Genomic DNA, 20,810 nt, shown 5'->3' with positions numbered 1-20,810 from the left:
TCCCAGCTACGGAGTGACGATGTTGAACCAGAACGGGAAGGTGTCGAGCATTCCCACGAAACCGCCGGAATCAGACTACTTCGATGGCAGGCGGCTTCCAGGTGCCATCGGTGATGGCGGGTTCGCCCCAATAGGCTCGGATGTAGAGGGAGAACGGGCCGTCCGGAGCAGGAAGCCAGTTCGATTCGTTTTCCGGCCCAGGCGATTTCGCTCCGGCGTACAGCGTCAAGGTCCCGTCGGGATTGCGCTTGAGGTTCTTGTTCTTAGTGCCCAGTGAATACCGCTTGAGGTCGTTGGGGTGGAACAAGTGCTTGTCGTTGTACAGCGTCAGCGACCAGAATCCCTTCACCGGCGGCTCTTGACCGGCCGGGAACGTCACTTTGTATGTCTTCGCGCCGACCATCGGTGCGCCCGTGGCATCGTTGTCGGTGTAGAAGTACTGCGTTTCCGTGGGCCGGTTGTCGAACATGTTCGACCTTGCCGTTCCCGTCCGGTCGAAGTAGTCGAGGCCGAACTGGGCGTTGTTGGTGGAGCGATTCCAGCCGTTGCCTGCGGGGCGCCCGTTGTGAGCCCATTGGAAGAATGGACCTATGACGTCACGTTCGGTGGCGACGGCAGTGTCGACCAGGGTCTTCTTGATCTCGGGATTTTGATTTGCCGAATCGAGCACGGCGCGGAACTGCGCGTAGAGCGCTTCTTCGCCGGGCAGCGGGGCAACCTGATCCAGGATCGTGCCGAATTGGTCGAAGAATTTCTCCGGTACCACCCATTTCGTCTCGCCGCCACCGGCTTCGGCCGGCGGTCCGGGAATGGTGGGAGATTTGGCCCACTCGGTGGACTTCATCTTGCCGTCGAAGTCGCTGAGCGGATAGAAATCGACCTGGTTGATCACCGACTGAATCGCGGCGTGGTCCTCCGGGGTGTCGTCCATGAATACCCGGGGAACCGCGTTCGCCAATGACGTCGAACTCCTGATCACCGCTTGTACTCCGTCAGGGGTTTCCCCCTTCCAGTTGGGCCCCGCCAGGAGATAGAAGCCGGGCTTGGTGGCGTATGGCTTGCCGAGTTCACCGAACTGGTCGGTGCGGGCGTCGTAGAGCGCATATACCCAGAACCGATCGCCGAAGTCGGGGACCTGGGCGATCACCGGTTGATCGTCGAGAGAGAAATACGCCAGTCCGTACACCACGTCCTGATTGGGGCAGGTGACGAACGTCTCGGCCGGGTCGATGTAGTCGGCCAGCATGCCCAGCCGACCCTGCGGAGCAACCGGCAGGACACCGTTGAGAAAACCGGGTTGCGGGGCCTGGGTGATCTGGGTCCGCCGGTTGAGCATGTTGACCATCGGCCAGCCCCAGACGTAGGCAAACTGAGCGATGGTCTGCGCGTAACCGGGAAACATTCCGACGCCGCTCGCAGGCTGAGTCAACTTCTCGGGTTGGGCGGGTGCGTTGGGCGCGGCCGAGGTGTTCTCGCCGGTCGACGTCGTGTTTGCGTCGTTCGAGCCCTTGTCGGTCGAGCAGGCGGCGATCGCGGTGGCGAAACCGGCGGTAGCAGCCGCAATACCCGCGTTACGCAGCACACCACGCCTGGTCATTTGCACGTCCATGCCTCTACAGTTCCTTCCCGGTTCTGTGCAGATCTCGGAGAGCAGGTCGTTTCGCCTCGACCATAGCTTGATGCTCCACTGACGACAGTGCTTTCCAAACACGTGAATGTGCTTCCGCCAATGGAATCCATCAATTTGAAGCGCCTCACCCGTTTTGGGCGAGGGCGACAAGACAATACGGCGATCTAAGTTCCTTCGTGCTTGCCTCCACTGGCTCAACGAGATTGACCGCGCAGATCAGACGGTTCGCCGAAACTCACACGGGTACATTGAAAATCGACCCCGTTCGTCTGACCGAAGGTGCATGGCATGGCCTTGGAGTTGACCCGGAGGGCAGCACTTCAGATGGGGGGGTTGACCGCAGTCTCTGTCGGCGCGGGAGTCGCCATCGCGGCGTGTTCCCGCGAGGAAGGAACGCAGACCGAAATGACAGGCTCCGACCGCTTCAAGTCCATCGCCGACGCCGAATTCGACGGCGGCTATCCCAGCGCCGACGCCGCGCAGGCGCTGAACGAGGAACTGTATTTCCAGCGCGCGGTGCAGGCCTATTTGTGGGCATTGCCTGCGGTCAACATGTACGCGATGAAGAAGGGTCTGGGCGAGGTCGCCGGCACCGGCTACAACGTCATGTCGGTCTACGAGAAGCGCCTCAAGCCCAATACCGTGATCACCACGCCCAACTCGGATGTCATCTACTGCATGGGATTCGCCGACCTGGAGGAAACCGGCCCCCTGGTCCTCGAAGCGCCGTCGAAGATCCAGGGGCTGATGGACGATTTCTGGCACCGCCCGCTCACGGGCCCCAAGATCGGCGACGTGCAGTACCTCGGTGACATCGGCATCCCCGGTCCCGACAAGGGCAACGGTGGCAAGTACCTCGTCGTGCCTTCCGGGCAGAATGTGGCCGAACTCGGTGTCGACCCGCAGGAGTACTTCGTCTACGAATGCCCCACCAACGGCGTTTTCATCTTCCAGCGGGGCTTCTTCCAGTCCGTCGATGATCTGTCACCTGGAATCAAGGCGGTCGAAGGCCTGGTTGTCCGGCCGCTCAAGGGCCAGGCGAAACCGATGGAATTCCGGCACGTCTCCGACCTGCCGGCCAATGCGCTGTTCGCACACGACGCCAGCTACTACGACATGCTCAGCGAACTGATCCAAGGGGAGCGCGTCGATTCCGTCGATCCCTACATGCACGGCACGCTGGCCGCACTGGGTATCGCCAAAGGCCGCAAGTTCGCCCCCACCGACCGACAGCACGAACTGCTCGGGTTCGGCGCGCAGACCGCCTGGAAGATGGCCAAGAACATCGCGGCGCATTTCGATCAGGAACAAGATGGGCTGTGGTGGGACGACCGGCACTGGGTGGCACACGCCAAGACCGAGCTCGACGACTTCTGGCACACCGTGCTCGACGAGCAGTGGCGCGACCGGACAACGGGGCACACCGACGTCAACGCCAAGGCGCACATGTTCATCAACGCCTACTCGATCAGCAGCGGGATGATGTCCTCGATCGTCGGCATGGGCGCGAAATATGGTGCTGCCTACAAGGACAGCAACGGTGACTATCTGCGCGGCGACAACACCTACACCATCGACCTGCCGGCCGACCCTCCGGCGAACATCCTCTGGTCGGTCACGGTGTACGACGCCGAATCGGCCTCGGGTGTCGACGCGCCCGGCCAGACCTATCCGTCACTGAACTCGATGAACGATCTGGAGTTCAACGGCGACGGTTCCGTCACCTTCCACGTCGGGCCCAATCCCCCCGAGGGGGCCAAGAACTGGCTCAAGACAGTCCCCGGCCGCGGTTGGTTCAGCCTGATCCGCTGGTACGGACCCAAGCAGGAGTTCTTCGACCACAAATACAAGCCCGGCGACTTCGTCAAGCAATAGCCTCACGGCACCACGACTGCGCGCCCACGTACCTTTCCGTCCTTGAGGTCGTGATAAGCCTGCAGAGCCTGGTCAAGTGGGTAGGTGGTCGTCTCGACGTGCACCTGCCCCCTGGCAGCGAGATCGAGCAGTTCGACGAGTTCGGGATGTGCGCCCCAGTAGGTGGTCTGGATGCTGACCTCGTATGGCTGGGTGAAGAACGACAGCGGCACGTTGCCACCGGCGAGCCCCACGATGGTGACGTCACTGAGCGCCCGCGCCGCGGCGCGGGCCAATTCCATTGTGGGAGTGGCCCCGACGAAGTCAAGCACAACATCGGCTCCATGGCCGGAGGTAAGGTCCTTGATGGCCCCCGCGGCTTTGTCATCGGATGGCAGAACGTGATCCGCGCCCATCGAGGTGGCCAACTCCAGCGCCTCTTTGCGGTTGTCGACGGCGATGACCCGGGCCCCGGTCGTCGCCTTGACCAGTTGCAGCCCCACATGCCCGAGGCCGCCAACGCCGATGACCACGACCGTGGAGGTCGGCGTCATCTTGTGCCACGACCGGCGGATGGCGTGATACGGGGTCAGCCCGGCATCGGTGAGCGGCGCGGCGGTGGCGGGTTCCATGCCATCCGGCAGCGGAACCAGCAACCGCTCGAACGGAATCAGCAGGTACTCGGCCATCCCACCATCCAGGCCGAGACCACCACCACCGTTGACCACCGGGGCCGCGGCCTGGTTCTCGCAATAGCTCTCCACGCCGACCCGGCATCGCTCACACTTCCCACAGCCCCACGGACCATAGACGGCGACGGCGTCGCCCTCCGCGACAGTGGTCACTCCGGCACCGACGGAGTCGACCCAGCCGGCGTTCTCGTGGCCCAGCGTGAACGGCATGGTCCAAGGCATCATGCCCGGCTCGAAATCGTGCATGACGTGCAGGTCGGAATGGCACGCTCCGGCCCCGCCGACTTTGATGACCACCTGTCCCGGGCCGGGCTGGGGTTTGGCCACCTCGACCAACTCCGGTTCACTCTTCCAGTCCATGATTCGCAAAGCCTTCATCTGCGTGCCCGCTTTCCTAGTTGGCTTTTACGGGTGCACTTTTACGGGTGCAGTTGTGATCGTCCAGGCTGCCGGCCCGGCGAAATCAAAACGGCCCCGGCCAAACTGACGTCACAACCCACTGACCATGTTTGCACGTGCGCGTTGCGCCAACACGGTCTTTGCCGTCAAAACTCGGCCTGATGTATTCATGCCCGCAGCGGTGTGTTCCAGGCGTGACCTCGAAATCAGCACTGAAATCGAACGAAACCGGCTCTGCAATACAGAATGCTGAATCTGCCTTGGATCCCACCTCGTTCGAGTGCCCCACCCATTTCGGGTGAGACGATCACCGATCGCCGCCGGCGAATGCCATCCGCCGGGCGCGTACAGTAGTGACCGACAAAGGCCCAAGCCCCGGAGCCACTTCCGGTCATGACTTTGTGTCCAATTACACTTGGACACAAGGCTATTCACGCAACTTCGTGGCATCTCAGCAAGCCCCGTGGCACGATCGATCCCATGGCTGACGACCGCAGTTCCGAATTCCCACTGCACCTCGACCGCTATCACCTGCCCGAGCCGGAGTGGACGTTCCCCAACGCCACCATCAACCTGTACGCACAGGATTCGACGCCGGATTTCCCGCCCGTTCGGCAGGCCCCCACGGGCTCCCCCAACATCCTGCTCGTCCTGCTCGATGACATCGGCTTCGGCTGGCCGAGTGTCAACGGCGGTCTGGTCCGAATGCCAACCGCCGAACGGCTGCACAAGCGGGGCCTGTTCTACAACCAGTTCCACACCACCGCGTTGTGCTCTCCGACGCGAGCGGCGCTGCTGACCGGGCGTAACCACCACTCGGTGGCCACCGGCGTCATCCAGGAGATGGCCACCGGTTACCCCGGCTACTGCGGCATCATCCCCAAGAGCTGCGCGACCATGGGCGAGCTGCTCAAACAAGCCGGCTACACCTGCGCCTGGTGGGGCAAGAACCACAACGTCCCCGACAACCAGACCAGCCCGGCAGGACCGTTCGACAACTGGCCCACCAATCAAGGCTTCGACTATTTCTACGGCTTCATCTCCGGAGAGACCGACCAGTTCTATCCGTCACTGATCCGCAACACCACTCCCGTCGAGCCACCCGCGCGCGCCGAGGACGGCTATCAGCTGCAGCGCGATCTGGCCGACGATGCCATCGCCTGGATCCAGGCACAGAAGACGATCGCACCGGATCGGCCCTTCTTCGGTTACCTGTCCACCGGTGCCGGGCATGCGCCACACCAGCCCCCGCTGGACTGGCGCGGCCGCAACAAGGGCCGCTTCGACATGGGCTGGGACGAGTACCGCAAGATCGTGCACCAGAACCAGTTGGACATGGGCATCATTCCGGCGGGTACCAAACTCACCGAACGGCCCGAACAGATCCCGTCATGGGAAAGTCAGCCGGCCGAACATCAGGCGCTGTTCGCGCGTCAGGCCGAGAACTTCGCCGACTTCCTCGAACACGCCGACTACGAAGTGGGCCGGGTCGTCGACGCCATCGAGGCGATCGGCGAACTCGACAACACCATCGTCATCTACATCATCGGCGACAACGGATCCTCTGGCGAGGGTTCGCTGATCGGCACGCCCAACGAGATCATGAGCCTCAACGGCCAGCAGCCGACCATCGAGGAGTCCCTGCCGTTCATCGACAAGTGGGGACTGCCGGGCACCTCGCCGCACTATGCGGTCGGTTGGGCGCATGCCGGGGACACCCCGTTCCAGTGGACCAAGCAGGTGGCCTCGCACTTCGGCGGGACCCGCAACAGCATGGTCATCTCCTGGCCCGAGAAGATCTCCGACCATGGAGCGGTGCGGTCCCAGTTCCACCATGTGATCGATGTTCTACCAACCCTTTTGGAGATCGTCGGCGTCCGTGAACCCGTCGAGGTCAACGGGTATATCCAACGACCCATCGAAGGAACCAGCTTCGTCTACTCATTCGCCGACGGTGCCGCCAAAAGCAGTCACGACAAACAATATTTCGAGATGATGGGCAACCGCGCGATGTATCACGACGGTTGGATCGCCTCTGTCCGCCACGGCCGGCTGCCCTGGGAAACCTCAGGCACCTTCTCCTACGACGACGATAAATGGGAGCTGTACAACATCGGCGAGGACTTCAGTCAATCGGTGGACCTCGCCGAGCAGGAGCCCGCCAAACTCGCTGAGCTGCAAGACATGTTCCTGGCCGAAGCGGCCAAGTACAACGTGCTGCCGATCGACGATCGCTTCGCAGAACGTCTCGACGTCACCCTGCGGCCCAGCTTCTTCACCGGTCGCAAAGAGGTCACCTTTCACCCGGGCATGATCCGGCTACCGGAAGGTTCCGCACCGAAAATGGTCGGCGTCCCCCACGAAATCACCGTGCCCGTCGAGATTCCCGACGGCGGCGCCGAGGGTGTGCTGGCGGCACTCGGTGGCGATGCCGCGGGCTTCGCGCTGTTCTTGTGGGAGGGCAGAGTCCGTTACCACTACAACTATTTCGGCCTCGAGCGTTACGACGCGACGGCCGAGGAACCACTCGCTCCCGGCAAGCACACCATCGTCGTCGACTTCCAGCCGGACAGTCCGCAACCCGGATGCCCAGCATCCGTGACGGTCTCGGTCGACGGCACTCAGGTGGCGCAGACCCGTGTCGAGCGCCAGGTCCCTCAGCGTTGCGGGACCGAATGCTTCGACGTCGGTATGGACAACGTTTCACCGGTGTGCGAAGACTATGCCGACCGGGCGCCCTTCCCGTTCACCGGGAAGTTCGAATCGGTGACATTCAAGTTCGGCGACTACGACGAACCCTCTGGCATGGACCGGCTGAAACTGGCGACGAAATTGGATTAGCCGCCGGCAGTCATATGGTCCACCAATTGATCCCGTCCGAGATCACCGTGACGGCCATACCGTCGGCGAGCGTCAGCTGGGCTTCGGAGTCGATACGCTGCCCCTCCGAAGCTCGGAGTGTCGCGCCCACACCTGAGATGTTCTAGACCGTATAACGGCGGGTGTTGTCAACGGCAGTGGGCAGCGTGGCCGCGGCCGAGCCTGAAGCCAACAGGTAGACGTACTCGACCGGCGGCCCGCTCTCGAGTGTGCTGTCGCCGGACAGCCTGATGACCGCGCGTCCCGACGGTGGTTCCCGATTACCCGACGTGTTGCCCGCAATCCCGACGTTTCTCCCCTCGGCCCGAATCGCAGCAACGCTGTATCCGTTGTTGTCCCACTGGTTTCCGCATATCGCAATATCGTCGACATACTGCGCATCCACCGCGTAGCTCCAGCCCGCGCCCTCGTCGGTGTTCGCAATGTAGTTGCCGGTGACGTTGAACCCCTTGGTCCGATGCTCGGCGTCGACCGAATAGATCCCGATGGCGGGATACTCGCCGGGTGCGCCTTTGCCACCGTTGGTGATGTTGTTGCCGACGATGGCGATCTGTTCGTCATCCGACTCCAGCCATGACGGCATCGTGAAGACGATGGCCTCCTTGCGGGCACCCTCACAGATGTTGCCGATGATGGTCAGCTGCTTGTTGCCGCGCAGCTCGATGTTGTTCTGCGGCGCTCCGTCGAGGTGATTGGCGAGAATGCGCACGGGACCGGCCTCGACCGACAGGTTGGGCCCCGTCGACCCGATGTTGTTGTTCACGATCCACGAGTCGTAGAACCGGTAGGTGGTGTGGATGCCGTAACCCGTGCTCTGTTCTATGAAGTTGTCGTCGATCCAGTTCAGCAAGCCTTCGGTGGTGGCGTTGAGCCGCATCCCGTAGTCGGTCCATCCCGTGACCCAGCAGTGCCTGATATAGCTCTTGTCGAGATCGACGTCGAATCCCGGTGCACCCTGATCGTTCGCGTCGATCTTCAGGTTCTCGATCCGGCTCTCGATCCAGTGCCCGCTGATCGGTGGCACATCGGCTATCACGCGCAAGCGAGCGGCACGTTCACCGTCGCCGAGCAGGCAGACCTGAGAAAAGCCGTCGACACCATTGCCGATGGAATCCGACAGCGCATACACCCCGGCCGGGAAGAACACCGTGCCGCCACCGGCATCGACGGCCTGCCGAATGGCCGTCATGACCGCCGCATGGTCGTCGGTCTGTCCATCCCCGGTGGCCCCGTACGACGTCACATCGATCACAGACATGGTTCCCAATCTATTGCCGATGTCGGCTATTTCCATCGGCTATCCGGCCAGATCCGCCGAGCATCGGTGAAAAGATGGAGTGTGCCCACCAAATGCGGATCACCAATCAGGGGACGTCAGATGGTTCGAGTCGCGGTATTGCTGTCAGTTGCTCTCGCCGTCCTCACCGCCTGCAGTGGCTCGTCGAATCAGGCTGCGACCGAGCGCCCCGACGACGCCGGTCATGTCCTGTCCCAGGCGCCACTGGACAACGTCGTTCCGGCATTGCAGGAAGCAAGCTCAGAGGCGAAGGTGATCACATACGCGTCGCGTAACGGTGTGAACGACGCGGTCTCGCACGTGACCGGGACGGTATTCGTACCGAAGGGCGATGTGCCCAAGGATGGCTTTCCGATTGTGGCGCTGGCACACCGGACCGCCGGCACTTCCGCGGATTGCGCCCCATCGCTGTCGCCGGATCTGCGGGGCGAGGCATCGACAGTGGAGGCGCTGCTGAAGGCCGGCTACGTGGTCGCCGTCCCCGACTACCAAGGCCTGGGAAAGCCGTCCCAGCCTGACGAATATGACTTCCACCCGTATCTGGACTCGACCACGGCCGGTTACAACATGATCGATGCGGTGCGGGCCGCAAGAACAATAGTGCCCAACACATCCACCTCATGGGCTGCGCTGGGCGCCAGGGAGGGCGGCCAGGCCTCTTGGGCGGCAAATGAACTCATCGACAACTACGGTTACGACCTCAATCTCGTCGCCACCGCTTCCTTGGCGCCGATGGCGAACATCGACGTGCTCGTAGATGGCGCCACGGCCGGCACACTCAACACCGACCAGAAGCTGGCCTACATCGCGTACCTGGCAGCGTTGAAGGATCAGTACTACTACGACTTCGAGCTCGACGACTACCGCCGGGGCGCCGCGCAAGAGAATTGGGATGCCCTGCTCAGCTGCAATGACATTCCGCAACGAAGGTCGCTGGCCGACAAGCTGAGCGCTGATGATCTGCGCCCCGCCGGTCCTGAGGCAGTGAAGACGTTGCGCGGCTACCTCCAGAAGACCAACCTGCCGCAAGGCCCGACCGCGGCACCGATGTACGTCATCTATGCCGGTCAGGACTCAGTGATCCCCGCCGCCTCGACCGAGCGCGCGCTCACTGCAGCCTGCAAGATGGGCGACGGTATCCAGATAGCCTTCTGGCCCGACAAGCCCCGCGAAGCGGTCGAACCCGTGGCGGCCGTGGGATGGCTCAATGATCGGATGAAATCGGTTCCGGCAGCCAACGACTGCCCCGCGTTCCTCGCTGCCCATCCGGGCTGATCCACGGCGCGGCTAACGCCTCGGAACCTGCTCGTTGACCCGGTAGAGACGCCAATCCGGCTGGCCGTCACCGTCATTGGGGATCTCCAACTCGAGCGTCGCAACCTCGGCACCAGTGTCGTACAGCGTCGGGTAGCGCACATTGAGCGCATCGGAGGTGCCTCGGCCCGTGGCGGGCACCGCCAGCAGATACTTCACGCCGTTGGCGGTCGGATCATTGAGCAACTCGGTGAAGTCCGGATCTGACGGGATCACGAAAACCCGCGGCCGGCTCGACGCCGCCAGAATGCCGAACCCGTACACGGTATCGGTGATCACCGAGCTGTCCGGCAGATCGAGGTTCTCCAGATACTGGGCGATCTTGCGTTCCGTCCCGAACGTCCGGGCGATCTGGTGCTCGATGGCCTTGCGGTCGGTCACGTTGTACGGGTCCGGATTCAGTACAGCACCGAGTCCGTATTCTTGCGGCGCGAACTTCGGTTCGGCCATCCCGAGCATCGTCACCGGAATGCCGACGGCGACCGTCGCGGCGACGGCGATGTAGGGCGCGGCGGACCTGGATCTGGGCACCGGTTCAGCGGTCTGGACCGGTGCGTACCTACCCCGCCGCGTGGGTGTCCTGAAGACCCCGTCCGGAACGCCGAGCATCGCCATGGTCACGCACAGCGGTATCGCGATGATGAAGAAACGCAGGAACGGGAACGTCGATCCCGAGGCGTAGCTGTACGACTGGAATGCCAACACCGCACCGAACAACGCCAGGGGGACGATCAACATCTGCCAATTCGGGCGTCCCCACCGCTGCATCACCGCCCACAACGCCAGCGGCAACATGGTCGGTGCCAGCAGCATGATGCACATCGCGGCGAAGATCAGGCCGTCGAAGAGATTCGGGGCCGTCTGCCCGGATTGCTCAAGAATCGCCGTGTTGCCGTACTGCGAGGTGAACTGTGCGAAAGCCTCACCCGTGATCAGCCAGCCGGCCGCCGCCCAGCCCAGGAACGCCAGAAACCCGGGGCCCGCAACGATCAACATGTCCAGAATCGCGCGCCGCAACCGGGGCGGCGGTTTGGCCCGAAGATATGTCGTGATGCCGACCAGGAATCCGGCTGCCGCGACACAGGCCGCCGCGTCGTAGCGGGTCAGGTAGGCCAGCCCCATCGCGATACCGCCCGCTGCGACGAGGTGATGCACGTCGTCGTCGACCATCCACAAGATGAGCCGCCGCACGGCCCAGGTCATGAAGAAGATGAACGGAGCTTCGCTCATCCCGTTGGATCCGTAGAAGATGATCATCGGGTTGAGAGCGAACAACAGGGTCAGCGTTACCGAATATGCCCGGGGCAGACCGCGATCAGTGCCCATACTGAGCATCTGGACTGCGGCACCGGCCATGAAGGTCGCCGACATGATCGTGCCGGCGAACGCCTTGCCGGCGATATCGGGCCACACCGCGCCCAGCGCGACCGCCGGTATCTGCACCATGGCGGCCACCGGGGTAAAGATGAACCCGAGGGCAGCCAGGTGAGGATCACGACTGAACAGCACCGACTGGGTGGCCACCACACGTGACAGCGTGTCGCCCATGATGAACCCGTGCTGGACCTGCAGCCAATGTCCGACCGCAAGGTAGACGAAGAGCATCGCGAAGAAGATCGTCAGCTTCAGTCTGAAATCCGACCGTCCGGCCGCCGCTGACATCACGTCGAGGCCATCTGCTCGTGAGCGGCCTTGTCCTCAGGACGCTCGGCCAACCCGTGAAAGGTCTTCTCCCAGAACGACGGCTGCCGGATCATCTGGTAGGCACCCTTGGCCGCCGCGATGCTCATCATCAGCCAGAACAGCGGGACGCTGAGGGCGGCGAGTAGCAGATCAGATCGATCGTCCTCGCGCAGGGCGATCATGTTCATATACATCACGGTGAAGTTGCCGATGATCATGGCGAACAACGCCGGGAAGTAGATCAGCGCAGGGAACACCGAGCCGACGACAGCCGGCTGCCCCAGGAACCACAACACGGTGATGAACCAGAACAGCAGGTTGAGCACCGCGATGATCGGGGTACCGGCCAGCACCAGGTTGAACCGGATGAACGAGCGCAGTCCCAACGTGCGGTACAGCTTCACCGGCTCGCGGGTGTGTACCAGCCAGGTCTGCAGATAGCCCTTGTACCACCGAGAGCGCTGGCGGATCCAGTTGATCGCATCACTGTTGGCCTCTTCCAGCGTGTACGAGTCGATCACCGCGGTGTGATAGCCGTGCGAGGCGATGCGCAGGCCGAGGTCCGCATCTTCGGTGACGTTGAACGGATCCCACGCGCCGATTCTTTGCAGGATGTCACGGCGAAGGTGATTGGAGGTGCCGCCCAAGGGTATCGGCGAGGTGCTCACCATCATGCCCGGCAGCAGATAGCCGAACCACAGCGCGTACTCGGCGGTGAACCAGGCTGTCAGCAGATTCTGATGGCCGTTGTGGTACACCAACTTGGCTTGAACGCATGCCACGTCGTCGGGCAGGTCCCGGAAGGCCGCCACCACACGACGCAGCTGCAGCGGCTCGGGCAGATCCTCCGCATCGAAGATCGTGACGATGTCGCCGGTGGCGAAATGCAGACCGTAGTTGCACGCCTTGGGTTTGGTGCGGGGCTCGGCAGGGGGCACCAAAAGGATTGTGATGACGTCGGATTCGCCGCAGGCCTTCGCCGCGTCGATCGTGATCTGGTCGTCGGCTTCGAGCAGCAGCAGCACCTGGAGGCGGTCTCTTGGGTACTCCAGCGCATCCATCGCCGCGATGAGGTCGGCTACCACTTCCGGCTCGTTGTAGGCCGGCACCAGGATCGTGTACGGCGGCAGGTCTTCATCGGGAATTGCGCGCGCCACGTCGTCGGGGATCACGATCGGCCGCGATGCCAACCCGCGCTTGAAGATCAGCACCCGGTCGCCGAGCGTCAAAAGATATGCCAGCGTGCACAACCCGATGAGTGTCACGGTGGTCTGCAGGGGCCGCCAGATGCCGAAGGCGATCACAATCGCCAGCAGGCCCCACAGCACCGGCTTCTGCCAGCCGGTCAACGGTTTGGACGCCGAATGTATGGGATCGTCTTCGCGCAAACCGTTGATCGCTCGGTCGAGCGCGTAATCGCGCTGCTCGGCCGTGACGGTCTCGGGGTCGAATGTGCCGTCGGAAGTCATTGGCCGGCCCCTTTCACGAACTGTGCGGCCACCAGGGCACGGCCGAACTCGGTGAGCAGCTCCGCGTCTTTGTAGGCCGGCTTGCGTTGCACCAAGACGGAATTCCCACGGAACAGCACGGTGAACAGGTTGCGCAGCGTGGAAACCAATCCCCGCTGCGGATTGGGGAACGGTGCGTCGGGGAGATGGTTGTCCACCGCGAAGATGTCGACGATCTGATCCTCATCCTCCTCGCCCCAGGCGAAACGCAGTACGTCCCAGCTCACCAGGAGGCGGTCGTCGATCGCGGAGAACAACTCCCCCGTCACCCCGTGGCCGAGATCGACCGGCTGCGGTCTGCTGAGCCGGGTCCCGGTGGTGTCGTAGAGCACCTGTCCGGGGTACGCGTCGAACGAGAACGGCAACTCGCTGACAATGCTGTCCACCATCAGGTTTCGCCGCGCCGACAACTTGTCGAACCGGGGATCCCCGACATCTGCGGTCATCCGCTGGCGGATGAGTACGGCTTCGTCGCCGTAATACCGCTTTACCCCGGTGTACCGCTGCTCGCCGGTGACCGACCAACCAGGAGGTGCCGCCAGCCGCATCCCCGGCGTCAGGTCATAAGGGGCGCTGCGACTGATCACCGTGGCGCTCTGCTGCTGCGGCAACGGCATGAACGCGAGCGCAACCGCCACCGCCACCACAAGCGGAATTGCCGCCCAGATCTGTCTGGCGGCAAGAGGTTCCACCTTGCGGTCGAGCAGAAGCTTTGGTCGGCCCCGGCGCGCATGGAGAAACGCAAGCAGGCCCACGGCAACGATCGACGCGAGCGACGGCACCATCTGATACACGATGACCGGCGCATGCGGCCACAATTTGTCCAGCACGAACAGGATGACGAAACCGAACGCGAAGGAAGCGAGCGCACCGACCACCGCACGTTTGCGCGTGCGCCCCACCGCGATGGCGGTGGCCGCGGCGGCGATCAGCAGGGTCCCGACTCCGGCCGCGAAGTTGCCACCGCCCAGCGCAATGACGACAACTTGATACGGCAAGGCGGATATCAGCGACAACAGCACCCAGGCCCACCCGAACCGGGTGACCGGCCGCACGCCGAACAGAACCAAGCTGCTGCTGAGCATGAAGAGCCACAGCGCCAAGAGATCCAGCCGCATCAGGTGGAAAAACTCGGAGTAGCGCTTCAGTAGGACGCCCTGCACCATGAGCGCCAGACCGAGCCCGATCACGCCGACGATGACGTCTGTCTGCCGATCATGAATCGGCAGTTCGGTTCGGCGCCGGACGTCGGTTCCCCACGCCGCCAGGGCGGCGGCGATCGGGACCATCCAGACATAGCCGATGAGACCTCCCGCCAGGGTGGTCTCGACCAGGTTCCGCAGACTCTGCCGAAACGCCACCAACGTGAGCACGCCGATGAGTGCCCAGCGCGCCACCAGACGGACCGCCTGAGGTAGACCGAACCACCAGTGCACCAGCCGGTCCCAGGCATTACCGGTGCCCTGGACCGTCGTCGTCACGATGTACCCCGGGACCGCCCACGCCATGCAACCAACCCGGCTGCCAGGGCCGCCAGCACCACCGCCGCGACGCCGACTCGCAGCCGCAGTGACTTGTGCTCGGCGGCCGTGGCACTTTCCTGCTGGGCGGCCGGAGTGGTCAGAGCGAACGGCGCTCGACCCGGCATCGCGAGTGCGGCGTTGCCGGACAGCCCCGACCACCGTGCCGTGTCACCGTCCAGCCAGCCCAGGAGCCGGTCCAGTTCCTGGGGCGCCTTGCTGGACGTGGCGACCAGCACCGAGCGTCCACCGGTGTAGACGGTCTGCAGCGATCCGAAGCCGACCGTGGGATCCAGCGTCAACGTCGACGAGTTACCCGACCCGTCAACGTTTTCGACCGTGATCACGCCGTCGGCATCGACCGCGACGGGAAGCGAGATGCGCTCGTCGTTCCAGCCGTCAGCGCTGATCAGCACAGCGGGGTTGGGTGAGGCGACGGCGTCGGCCAGCGAGCGGACCTCGGCATCGAACGGACGCGAGCTCAGCCGCTGCAGCCCAGTCAGAATCTGCACCGCCCGATGCAAGTTGGCGAAACCCAGGTCCATCCCGACCGCCACCCGCGGCATCAACGCCTGTGGCAACGACTGGAAGCCTGCCGGGACAGGAGGTTTGGCCTGTTTGCTCTCGACCGGGGTCTCGCCGTCGATGGTCAGGGTGATCGGCTGGAACTCGCCGCACCGGCCGGTGTTGCCCGCCGCGTCTATCGCGATGTCCAGATTGGTGTAGCGCTGCAGGTGCCGGTCGGGTATGTCGACCCACTTGTCGATGCGGCCGTTGGCCTCCGTTGGCCAGCGGTCTACGGTCTGTCCCCCGATGCTGACCACCACCTGCCCTGCGATGCTCGCAGGCAACGGGGTGTAGGAACCCTGCAGATGAACGCGGACATCATGCACCGCGCGGCCCAGCCGGGTCTGATCCAGCGGAACCGTGACCCGGGGATTGACCAGCGACGTGGCGTTGACCCCAGGCTGACCGAGCTGACGGATGGTGGTGTGGTCCGACGGCAGCTGCGGAGTGTTGGACAGCGGTCCCACCACGGCCTTCGACTGCACGGCGAGCCTCGAGATGTCACTCGACAGCAACCGGGCCTGGTTGGTGACCTCTCCGGCAGGACCTGAAATGAGCAGGGCCGGTACTGCATTGGGCCCCTGCAGACTCAATCCGGGCGCGTCCCCCTCGCGCACGATGACTTGCCGCTCCATCGGCTGCGGCGGTGCGACCGGGCCGCCGTCGGTGGTGACGATGTCGACGGCAGGACGTTGCAGACCGTACCGGGCCACGACTGACGTCGCGATCCGGATTGCGGCGTCTGATTCGGATTGCGACGGATTCGGTGGGACGAACAGCGTGAGCTTGCCCAGCACCGGCGGAAGGAAGTCGGCGATCACCGTCGGGGGCTGTTCGGTACCGGTGAACCGAACATCACTGTTGATCAACCGTAACGGATTGGTCGGGTCGTACACGCAATACCCGTCGGGCACGGTGAGGTAGGCGGTCAGCTGCACCGTCACAGCGTTTTCCACCACCCGGGCGCCGCCCAGAGGAATCGTGATCGGTGATTGATCCGGCGGCAGCGGCACACGCGACAACACCCGCTGGTCCTGGCTGACCTCGAGAGTGCCGCCGCGGGTATTGACCGGAAGTTGCACCGTGGCAACCAGCTCGGCGGGAATCAGACCGCGCGGCACCGGAATTGTCAGCGTCTGCGAACCCTGAATTCCGTATAACGCGATATCCGGATTCGCACCGAGTGTTCGCAGGTTCAATGTCGGGGAACTCACCAGCGACGGGTCGTCTTCCGGAGCGGCTGCAGCGACCCCGGGACCAACCGCGGTTCCTGCGATGAGCGCCGTTGCCGCAAGCAGGGACAATATGCGGGAAGTCACCCGCGTCAGTTTAGATTGGGCGTCGCGAAGACGCCCACCTTTACCGCAATCGTTATCCCAACCTGTTCGCGACGTAGCCCGGATATTGACCGGATCGCATGGCAAAAAACGGCCCGGGAATCCGCTGCGTTTACCTCTCGGCAACCAACGATCATCGCGAATTCGCCCACCGGGCGGATTTGTCTGCGGCTGCATCGCGAAACCGCTGCGACCTTTTTGCGGACGCGGCAATTTCTGATAGGCCAATCAAGACCTTCGGCAGACGGCACCGAAACGCATGGCTCTGCCGCATCGCTCACCTCGCGTCGACCTCACGCGAGCGAAAGCCTGGCCACCATCTCCCCCGTCGGCTTCGGCGACCCGCCGCCGGGCTCCATGGTGAATGCCAACGCGCTCGAGTTCCCGATGTCGCGCACCATGGCAGTCATCGAGGGAGCCATGCTTCCCATCGTGCCCGCCGACTGCGGCCCCTGATCGGTCATGAGCCACATCTGATAGACCATGCCGGGCGGCGGCGGCGCGACATTGTTCATCACCAACACACCCGTCCGCTCATCGCGTGAGTACATGAACGTCGCAGTACCACCGACACGGAGTTGTCCGGTCACCGTGCGGACATCGCCCGCTGCAAGCACCTGCTCGGCGGGGGTCGGCGCATTCGCCGGGCGCAGCGCCAACCCCGCTCCGAAGCCGCCCGCGGCGACCACCACCGCAGCGGCGGTAGCCAATATTCCTTTGCGCCAACCGAAACGGTCGGGTCGAGCACCGCGTGAGACCGCAAGTGCCTGCTGTCGGAGCCACACCGGCGGGGTCACAGCGGTCGCAGTCGAGGCCTCTGCCATCGTCTCGTGCACCGCACGAACCTCCGCGCGGAACGCCTCGGCGATCTCAGCGGGAGACTCGGCCAACCGGCGCTCGATGTCGGCGCGCTCGGCGTCGGTAACCGCATCCAGTGCGTAGGCCGTGGCCAGGTCTGGCAGCTCGGAGTCGCTGGTCATGCCACCCCCAGACAATCACGAAGCCTGCGGAGCCCGTCGCGCATCCGGGTTTTGACGGTGCCCAGGCTGACCGACAGCCGTTCGGACACCTGTGGATAGGTCAGGCCGTCGTAGTACGCCAGCTCGATGGCCTGCCGCTGCAGGTCCGTCAGTGATCCCAGACAGTCGGCCACCTGCCGCTGCTCGTCAGACCGGATGGCCGAGTCGGCGACCACGTCGGTGTCGGGCTCTGCGCTCGCCGCGACGTAACGCGCCTCGCGCCGGCTAGAGGCCACCTCGGCCCGCACCCGGTCCACCGCGCGGCGATGCGCCAAGGTCATGAGCCACGCCAGCGCAGACCCTTGCTCCGGGTCATAGTCGGCGGCAGAGCGCCACACCTGGGCGTAGACATCCTGCGTGGTTTCCTCGCTGTATCCAGGATCCCGCAGGATGCGGATCACCAATCCGTATACCCGGGCGCTCGTGGCGTCGTACAGCCCGGCGAACGCCTCGGCGTCGCCTCGGGCCACCCGACGCAGCTGCGCGTCGAGGACGTTACTCACCTCCGGCGTACGTGCCATCGACCGGTAGCCTAGCGCCGAATAGACGGTGGTCATCGCCGGTCACCCGTAGGTGAACGAGAAAGCCTGCAGCCCTTGACTCAACCGCAACTCGATCTCGCCACGATGCGCTTCACGATCGTCGACGATCTGGTGCAGGGTGGGCGGGCCGCTCACCGGCACCGTCGTAGTCTCGCCGCCGCGAAGCACGGTCACGGCGCCGGTCCCACCCACGACGAGATAGACCTGCTTGGCCTGGTAATTGAGCTTGATGGCCGAATCTGAGCTTTGGGCGGTCGCGCCCTGGTAGTCCAGGTGCCACGGCCCATCCAGCGCGAACGAGTCGGCAGGCAGACTCGTCGGGTAGCCGAACACCGCGTCGCCCTCGTCGTACGTGCCACCACCGGCGTAGTTGATCTCCTTGCCGACTCCGAGGTACGTCTCAGGGGTGAGTGCCGACGTCGGCGTCGTGTCGGGCGAGTTCACCGGCGCGGGCAACGCGGCGTTCTTCGCGTCCATGAGCAACTCGCGAATCAGCCGCTCGGTCGTGTCGTAGCCACCCTCACCGAACTTCACGTGCCGCACAACGCCATTCGCATCGATGAGGTACTCGGCCGGCCAGTAGCGATTGTGGTAGTTCGTCCAGGTGGAGTACGAGTTGTCCAGGGCGACCGGGTAGGTGATACCCAAGTCCGCCGCACCCTTGGCCACATTGCCGGGTACCCGCTCGAAGGCGTATTCCGGGGTGTGGACGCCGACCACCGTCAGACCGGAGTCCTTGTATCTGTCGTACCAGTCGACGACGTGGGGAATCGCTCGCTGGCAGTTGATGCACGAGTACGCCCAGAAGTCGATGAGTACCACCTTGCCGCGCAAGGACTTGAGGTCGACAGGTGCGCCGTCAGGGGTGTTGAGCCAACCGGTGATGCCGGTGATCTCCGGTGCAGCACCGCAGTTCTGGAGTTCTTCCGCGCCTTCTGGGCAATTCGACAGTTCCCCTCCTGCGGTCGGGCTCAGCCGGTCTTGGACCTCACCTGCGGTGGCGACCCGGTCCTGTAACCCGCTGGTGTAATCCGGGATCGCCCGCTGCAGCTTCGCAGGCACGTCGGTGGCCAACGCCACCGCGAAAACCAGCATCACCACTCCTCCGATCAGCCGGATCTTGCGCTGCTGACGGCGGAAGGCATTGACCCGCTCGGCAACCCGACGCCCGGCGAGCGCGAAGGCGAGTAGGGGAAGCGCGGCACCGACGGCGAACGACAGGGTCAATGCAACGGTATCGGCACCGATCGAGCCGGTGGCGCCGGCAACGACGATCGCTGCGAGCACGGGTCCCGCGCACGGCACATAGAGCACGCCGAGCGCGAGACCCAGTCCGAAACCGCTACTGCCCGAGCCGAACTGCTTCTGCGGGATCCAGCTGAACGGTTTCTCCAGCAGCTGCTCGAAGCGCGGGAAGATCAGGCCAAGCCCGATCAGTGTCAGTGCGACAAGGCCCGCCCAGCGGAGTGCGTCCTGAGGTAGGTGCAACAGCTGCAGTAGCGCCGAGCCCGCCAGGGTCACCACGCTGAAACTCAGCACCAGGCCGGCGATCACCCGATAGGGGCGCAGCGTCTCGGCCAGTGTCGGCTTCGTCGCAACGACTGTCGTGCCGTCCGACTCGGTGACACGGGCGCTCTGCGCTCCGGAGAAGAAGATCACGGGCAATACCGGCAGGATGCACGGCGAGATGCCGGTGATGAGTCCGCCGAGGAATCCGATGAGCACCAAGGTGTACATGCCGGGTATTCGGCACCGACGCTGTGCCGGATTGGTCGAAATCGACACCCATCCGAATGCGGGCCCGCTCCGAATACCCAGTGACCGAGAAAGTGACGGGGGTCACCGTCAATCAGCCACAGGAGTCGGAAAATGTTGATTTCTCAATACAAGTTGGCCGCGGTGGCGGGGATGTCAGCCGCCGTCATGTTCGCGCTGCCCGCCTGCTCAAGCGACACCGCGCGGTCCGCACCCGCGACACCGGAGGCCACCAGTGCGCCCGCCATGGCCGCCGACCCGGCATCAGACCTGGTGGGCCCGGGCTGCGCGTCCTACGCGGAAAAGGTGCCGTCGGGCCCCGGGTCGGTGATGGGGATGGCACAGGATCCGGTCACCGTCGCCGCGTCGAACAACCCGCTGCTGACGACGCTCACCGCGGCGCTGTCGGGAAAGCTGAATCCGAACGTGAACCTGGTGGACACCCTCAACGGAGGTGAGTTCACCGTCTTCGCGCCCACTGATGACGCATTCGCCAAGATCGACCCGGCCACCATCGAGGTGTTGAAGACGGACTCCGCGATGCTGACCAACATCCTGACCTATCACGTCGTACCGGGGCAGGCCAGCCCGGCCAAGGTCGTCGGCAGCCGGCCAAGCGTGCAGGGCGCACCCGTGACGGTGACCGGCTCGGGTGACGCACTGAAAGTCAACGACGCATCCGTGGTGTGCGGCGGAGTCCACACCGCCAACGCCACCGTCTACCTCATCGACACGGTGCTGATGCCGCCCGCCGGCTGACCCCACACACGAAAGTGCCCCAAACCCGAAGGCTTGGGGCACTTTTGGCGTCTG

14 protein-coding genes are annotated in these 20,810 nt (G+C 63.9%); 4 read left to right on the top strand and 10 right to left on the bottom strand.

Going from position 1 to position 20,810, the window contains the following annotated elements; translation table 11 throughout:
* Positions 1 to 70: 70 nt before the first annotated feature.
* Positions 71 to 1,711, bottom strand: coding sequence for a DUF1254 domain-containing protein (locus tag A5779_RS20725; protein WP_236734831.1), 1,641 nt, complete (start codon positions 1,709 to 1,711; stop codon positions 71 to 73).
* A gap of 324 nt (positions 1,712 to 2,035) precedes the next feature.
* On the opposite strand from A5779_RS20725, the gene A5779_RS20720 reads away from it, so the two are divergent.
* Positions 2,036 to 3,505 carry a DUF1254 domain-containing protein gene (locus A5779_RS20720; RefSeq protein WP_165609809.1) on the top strand — a complete coding sequence of 490 codons (1,470 nt, stop codon included), beginning with the start codon at positions 2,036 to 2,038 and terminating at the stop codon, positions 3,503 to 3,505.
* Positions 3,506 to 3,507: 2 nt separating this feature from the next.
* On the opposite strand, the gene A5779_RS20715 is transcribed toward A5779_RS20720, so the two are convergent.
* Positions 3,508 to 4,554 (bottom strand): NAD(P)-dependent alcohol dehydrogenase, encoded by a 1,047-nt coding sequence (locus tag A5779_RS20715; RefSeq protein ID WP_064885158.1) that lies wholly within the window; start codon positions 4,552 to 4,554, stop codon positions 3,508 to 3,510.
* Between the two features lie 501 nt (positions 4,555 to 5,055).
* On the opposite strand from A5779_RS20715, the gene A5779_RS20710 reads away from it, so the two are divergent.
* Positions 5,056 to 7,416: an arylsulfatase gene (locus tag A5779_RS20710; protein ID WP_064885156.1), complete on the top strand. Its 2,361-nt coding sequence runs from the start codon at positions 5,056 to 5,058 to the stop codon at positions 7,414 to 7,416.
* Positions 7,417 to 7,558: 142 nt separating this feature from the next.
* On the opposite strand, the gene A5779_RS20705 is transcribed toward A5779_RS20710, so the two are convergent.
* Positions 7,559 to 8,713: a glycosyl hydrolase family 28-related protein gene (locus A5779_RS20705; RefSeq protein ID WP_165609808.1), complete on the bottom strand. Its 1,155-nt coding sequence runs from the start codon at positions 8,711 to 8,713 to the stop codon at positions 7,559 to 7,561.
* A 120-nt stretch (positions 8,714 to 8,833) separates the two neighbouring features.
* On the opposite strand from A5779_RS20705, the gene A5779_RS20700 reads away from it, so the two are divergent.
* The gene (locus A5779_RS20700; protein ID WP_064885152.1) at positions 8,834 to 10,027 is read left to right on the top strand and encodes a lipase family protein; all 1,194 of its coding nucleotides are present in this window, start codon (positions 8,834 to 8,836) and stop codon (positions 10,025 to 10,027) included.
* A gap of 12 nt (positions 10,028 to 10,039) precedes the next feature.
* Here the strand turns inward: A5779_RS20700 and A5779_RS20695 are convergent, their stop codons facing one another.
* From A5779_RS20695 to A5779_RS20665, 7 genes are all read right to left on the bottom strand, one after another.
* On the bottom strand, positions 10,040 to 11,728 hold the full coding sequence (locus A5779_RS20695) for an ArnT family glycosyltransferase (RefSeq protein WP_064885150.1): 1,689 nt from the start codon (positions 11,726 to 11,728) through the stop codon (positions 10,040 to 10,042).
* The gene (locus A5779_RS20690) at positions 11,728 to 13,218 is read right to left on the bottom strand and encodes a glycosyltransferase (protein WP_064885148.1); all 1,491 of its coding nucleotides are present in this window, start codon (positions 13,216 to 13,218) and stop codon (positions 11,728 to 11,730) included. The genes A5779_RS20695 and A5779_RS20690 overlap by 1 nt, the downstream gene beginning before the upstream one ends.
* Complete coding sequence (locus tag A5779_RS20685; RefSeq protein WP_064885145.1) at positions 13,215 to 14,765, bottom strand: hypothetical protein; 1,551 nt, start codon at positions 14,763 to 14,765, stop codon at positions 13,215 to 13,217. The genes A5779_RS20690 and A5779_RS20685 overlap by 4 nt, the downstream gene beginning before the upstream one ends.
* The gene (locus A5779_RS20680; RefSeq protein ID WP_236734830.1) at positions 14,735 to 16,663 is read right to left on the bottom strand and encodes a cellulose biosynthesis cyclic di-GMP-binding regulatory protein BcsB; all 1,929 of its coding nucleotides are present in this window, start codon (positions 16,661 to 16,663) and stop codon (positions 14,735 to 14,737) included. Before A5779_RS20680 ends, A5779_RS20685 begins: the two co-directional genes overlap by 31 nt.
* A gap of 311 nt (positions 16,664 to 16,974) precedes the next feature.
* A complete protein-coding gene (locus A5779_RS20675; RefSeq protein ID WP_064885143.1) occupies positions 16,975 to 17,661 on the bottom strand; it encodes an anti-sigma factor in 687 nt (228 codons plus the stop codon).
* Positions 17,658 to 18,221, bottom strand: coding sequence for an ECF RNA polymerase sigma factor SigK (sigK, locus tag A5779_RS20670; protein ID WP_064885180.1), 564 nt, complete (start codon positions 18,219 to 18,221; stop codon positions 17,658 to 17,660). Before sigK ends, A5779_RS20675 begins: the two co-directional genes overlap by 4 nt.
* A gap of 42 nt (positions 18,222 to 18,263) precedes the next feature.
* Entirely contained in the window at positions 18,264 to 19,979 is a 1,716-nt protein-coding gene (locus A5779_RS20665; RefSeq protein ID WP_064885141.1) for a cytochrome c biogenesis protein DipZ, read from the bottom strand.
* Positions 19,980 to 20,111: 132 nt separating this feature from the next.
* Here A5779_RS20665 and A5779_RS20660 point away from each other — a divergent pair, with 132 nt between their 5' ends.
* A complete protein-coding gene (locus A5779_RS20660) occupies positions 20,112 to 20,756 on the top strand; it encodes a fasciclin domain-containing protein (protein WP_064885139.1) in 645 nt (214 codons plus the stop codon).
* Positions 20,757 to 20,810 lie beyond the last annotated feature (54 nt).

It is taken from the genome of Mycolicibacterium peregrinum (assembly GCF_001665625.1).
Lineage (GTDB): Bacteria > Actinomycetota > Actinomycetes > Mycobacteriales > Mycobacteriaceae > Mycobacterium > Mycobacterium peregrinum_B.
The sequence above is the reverse complement of the archived record's forward strand: the minus strand, read 5'-3'. Positions and strand labels throughout refer to the sequence as shown.

What these genes read in the sequence shown, in the direction of transcription:
- A5779_RS20715 (WP_064885158.1), bottom strand. Translation starts at nt 4,554, where the DNA reads ATGAAGGCTTTGCGAATCATGGACTGGAAGAGTGAACCGGAGTTGGTC.
- A5779_RS20700 (WP_064885152.1), top strand. Translation starts at nt 8,834, where the DNA reads ATGGTTCGAGTCGCGGTATTGCTGTCAGTTGCTCTCGCCGTCCTCACC.
- A5779_RS20660 (WP_064885139.1), top strand. Translation starts at nt 20,112, where the DNA reads ATGTTGATTTCTCAATACAAGTTGGCCGCGGTGGCGGGGATGTCAGCC.
- A5779_RS20690 (WP_064885148.1), bottom strand. Translation starts at nt 13,218, where the DNA reads ATGACTTCCGACGGCACATTCGACCCCGAGACCGTCACGGCCGAGCAG.
- A5779_RS20720 (WP_165609809.1), top strand. Translation starts at nt 2,036, where the DNA reads ATGACAGGCTCCGACCGCTTCAAGTCCATCGCCGACGCCGAATTCGAC.
- A5779_RS20695 (WP_064885150.1), bottom strand. Translation starts at nt 11,728, where the DNA reads ATGTCAGCGGCGGCCGGACGGTCGGATTTCAGACTGAAGCTGACGATC.
- A5779_RS20710 (WP_064885156.1), top strand. Translation starts at nt 5,056, where the DNA reads ATGGCTGACGACCGCAGTTCCGAATTCCCACTGCACCTCGACCGCTAT.
- sigK (WP_064885180.1), bottom strand. Translation starts at nt 18,221, where the DNA reads ATGGCACGTACGCCGGAGGTGAGTAACGTCCTCGACGCGCAGCTGCGT.
- A5779_RS20685 (WP_064885145.1), bottom strand. Translation starts at nt 14,765, where the DNA reads ATGGCGTGGGCGGTCCCGGGGTACATCGTGACGACGACGGTCCAGGGC.
- A5779_RS20675 (WP_064885143.1), bottom strand. Translation starts at nt 17,661, where the DNA reads ATGACCAGCGACTCCGAGCTGCCAGACCTGGCCACGGCCTACGCACTG.
- A5779_RS20665 (WP_064885141.1), bottom strand. Translation starts at nt 19,979, where the DNA reads ATGTACACCTTGGTGCTCATCGGATTCCTCGGCGGACTCATCACCGGC.
- A5779_RS20705 (WP_165609808.1), bottom strand. Translation starts at nt 8,713, where the DNA reads ATGTCTGTGATCGATGTGACGTCGTACGGGGCCACCGGGGATGGACAG.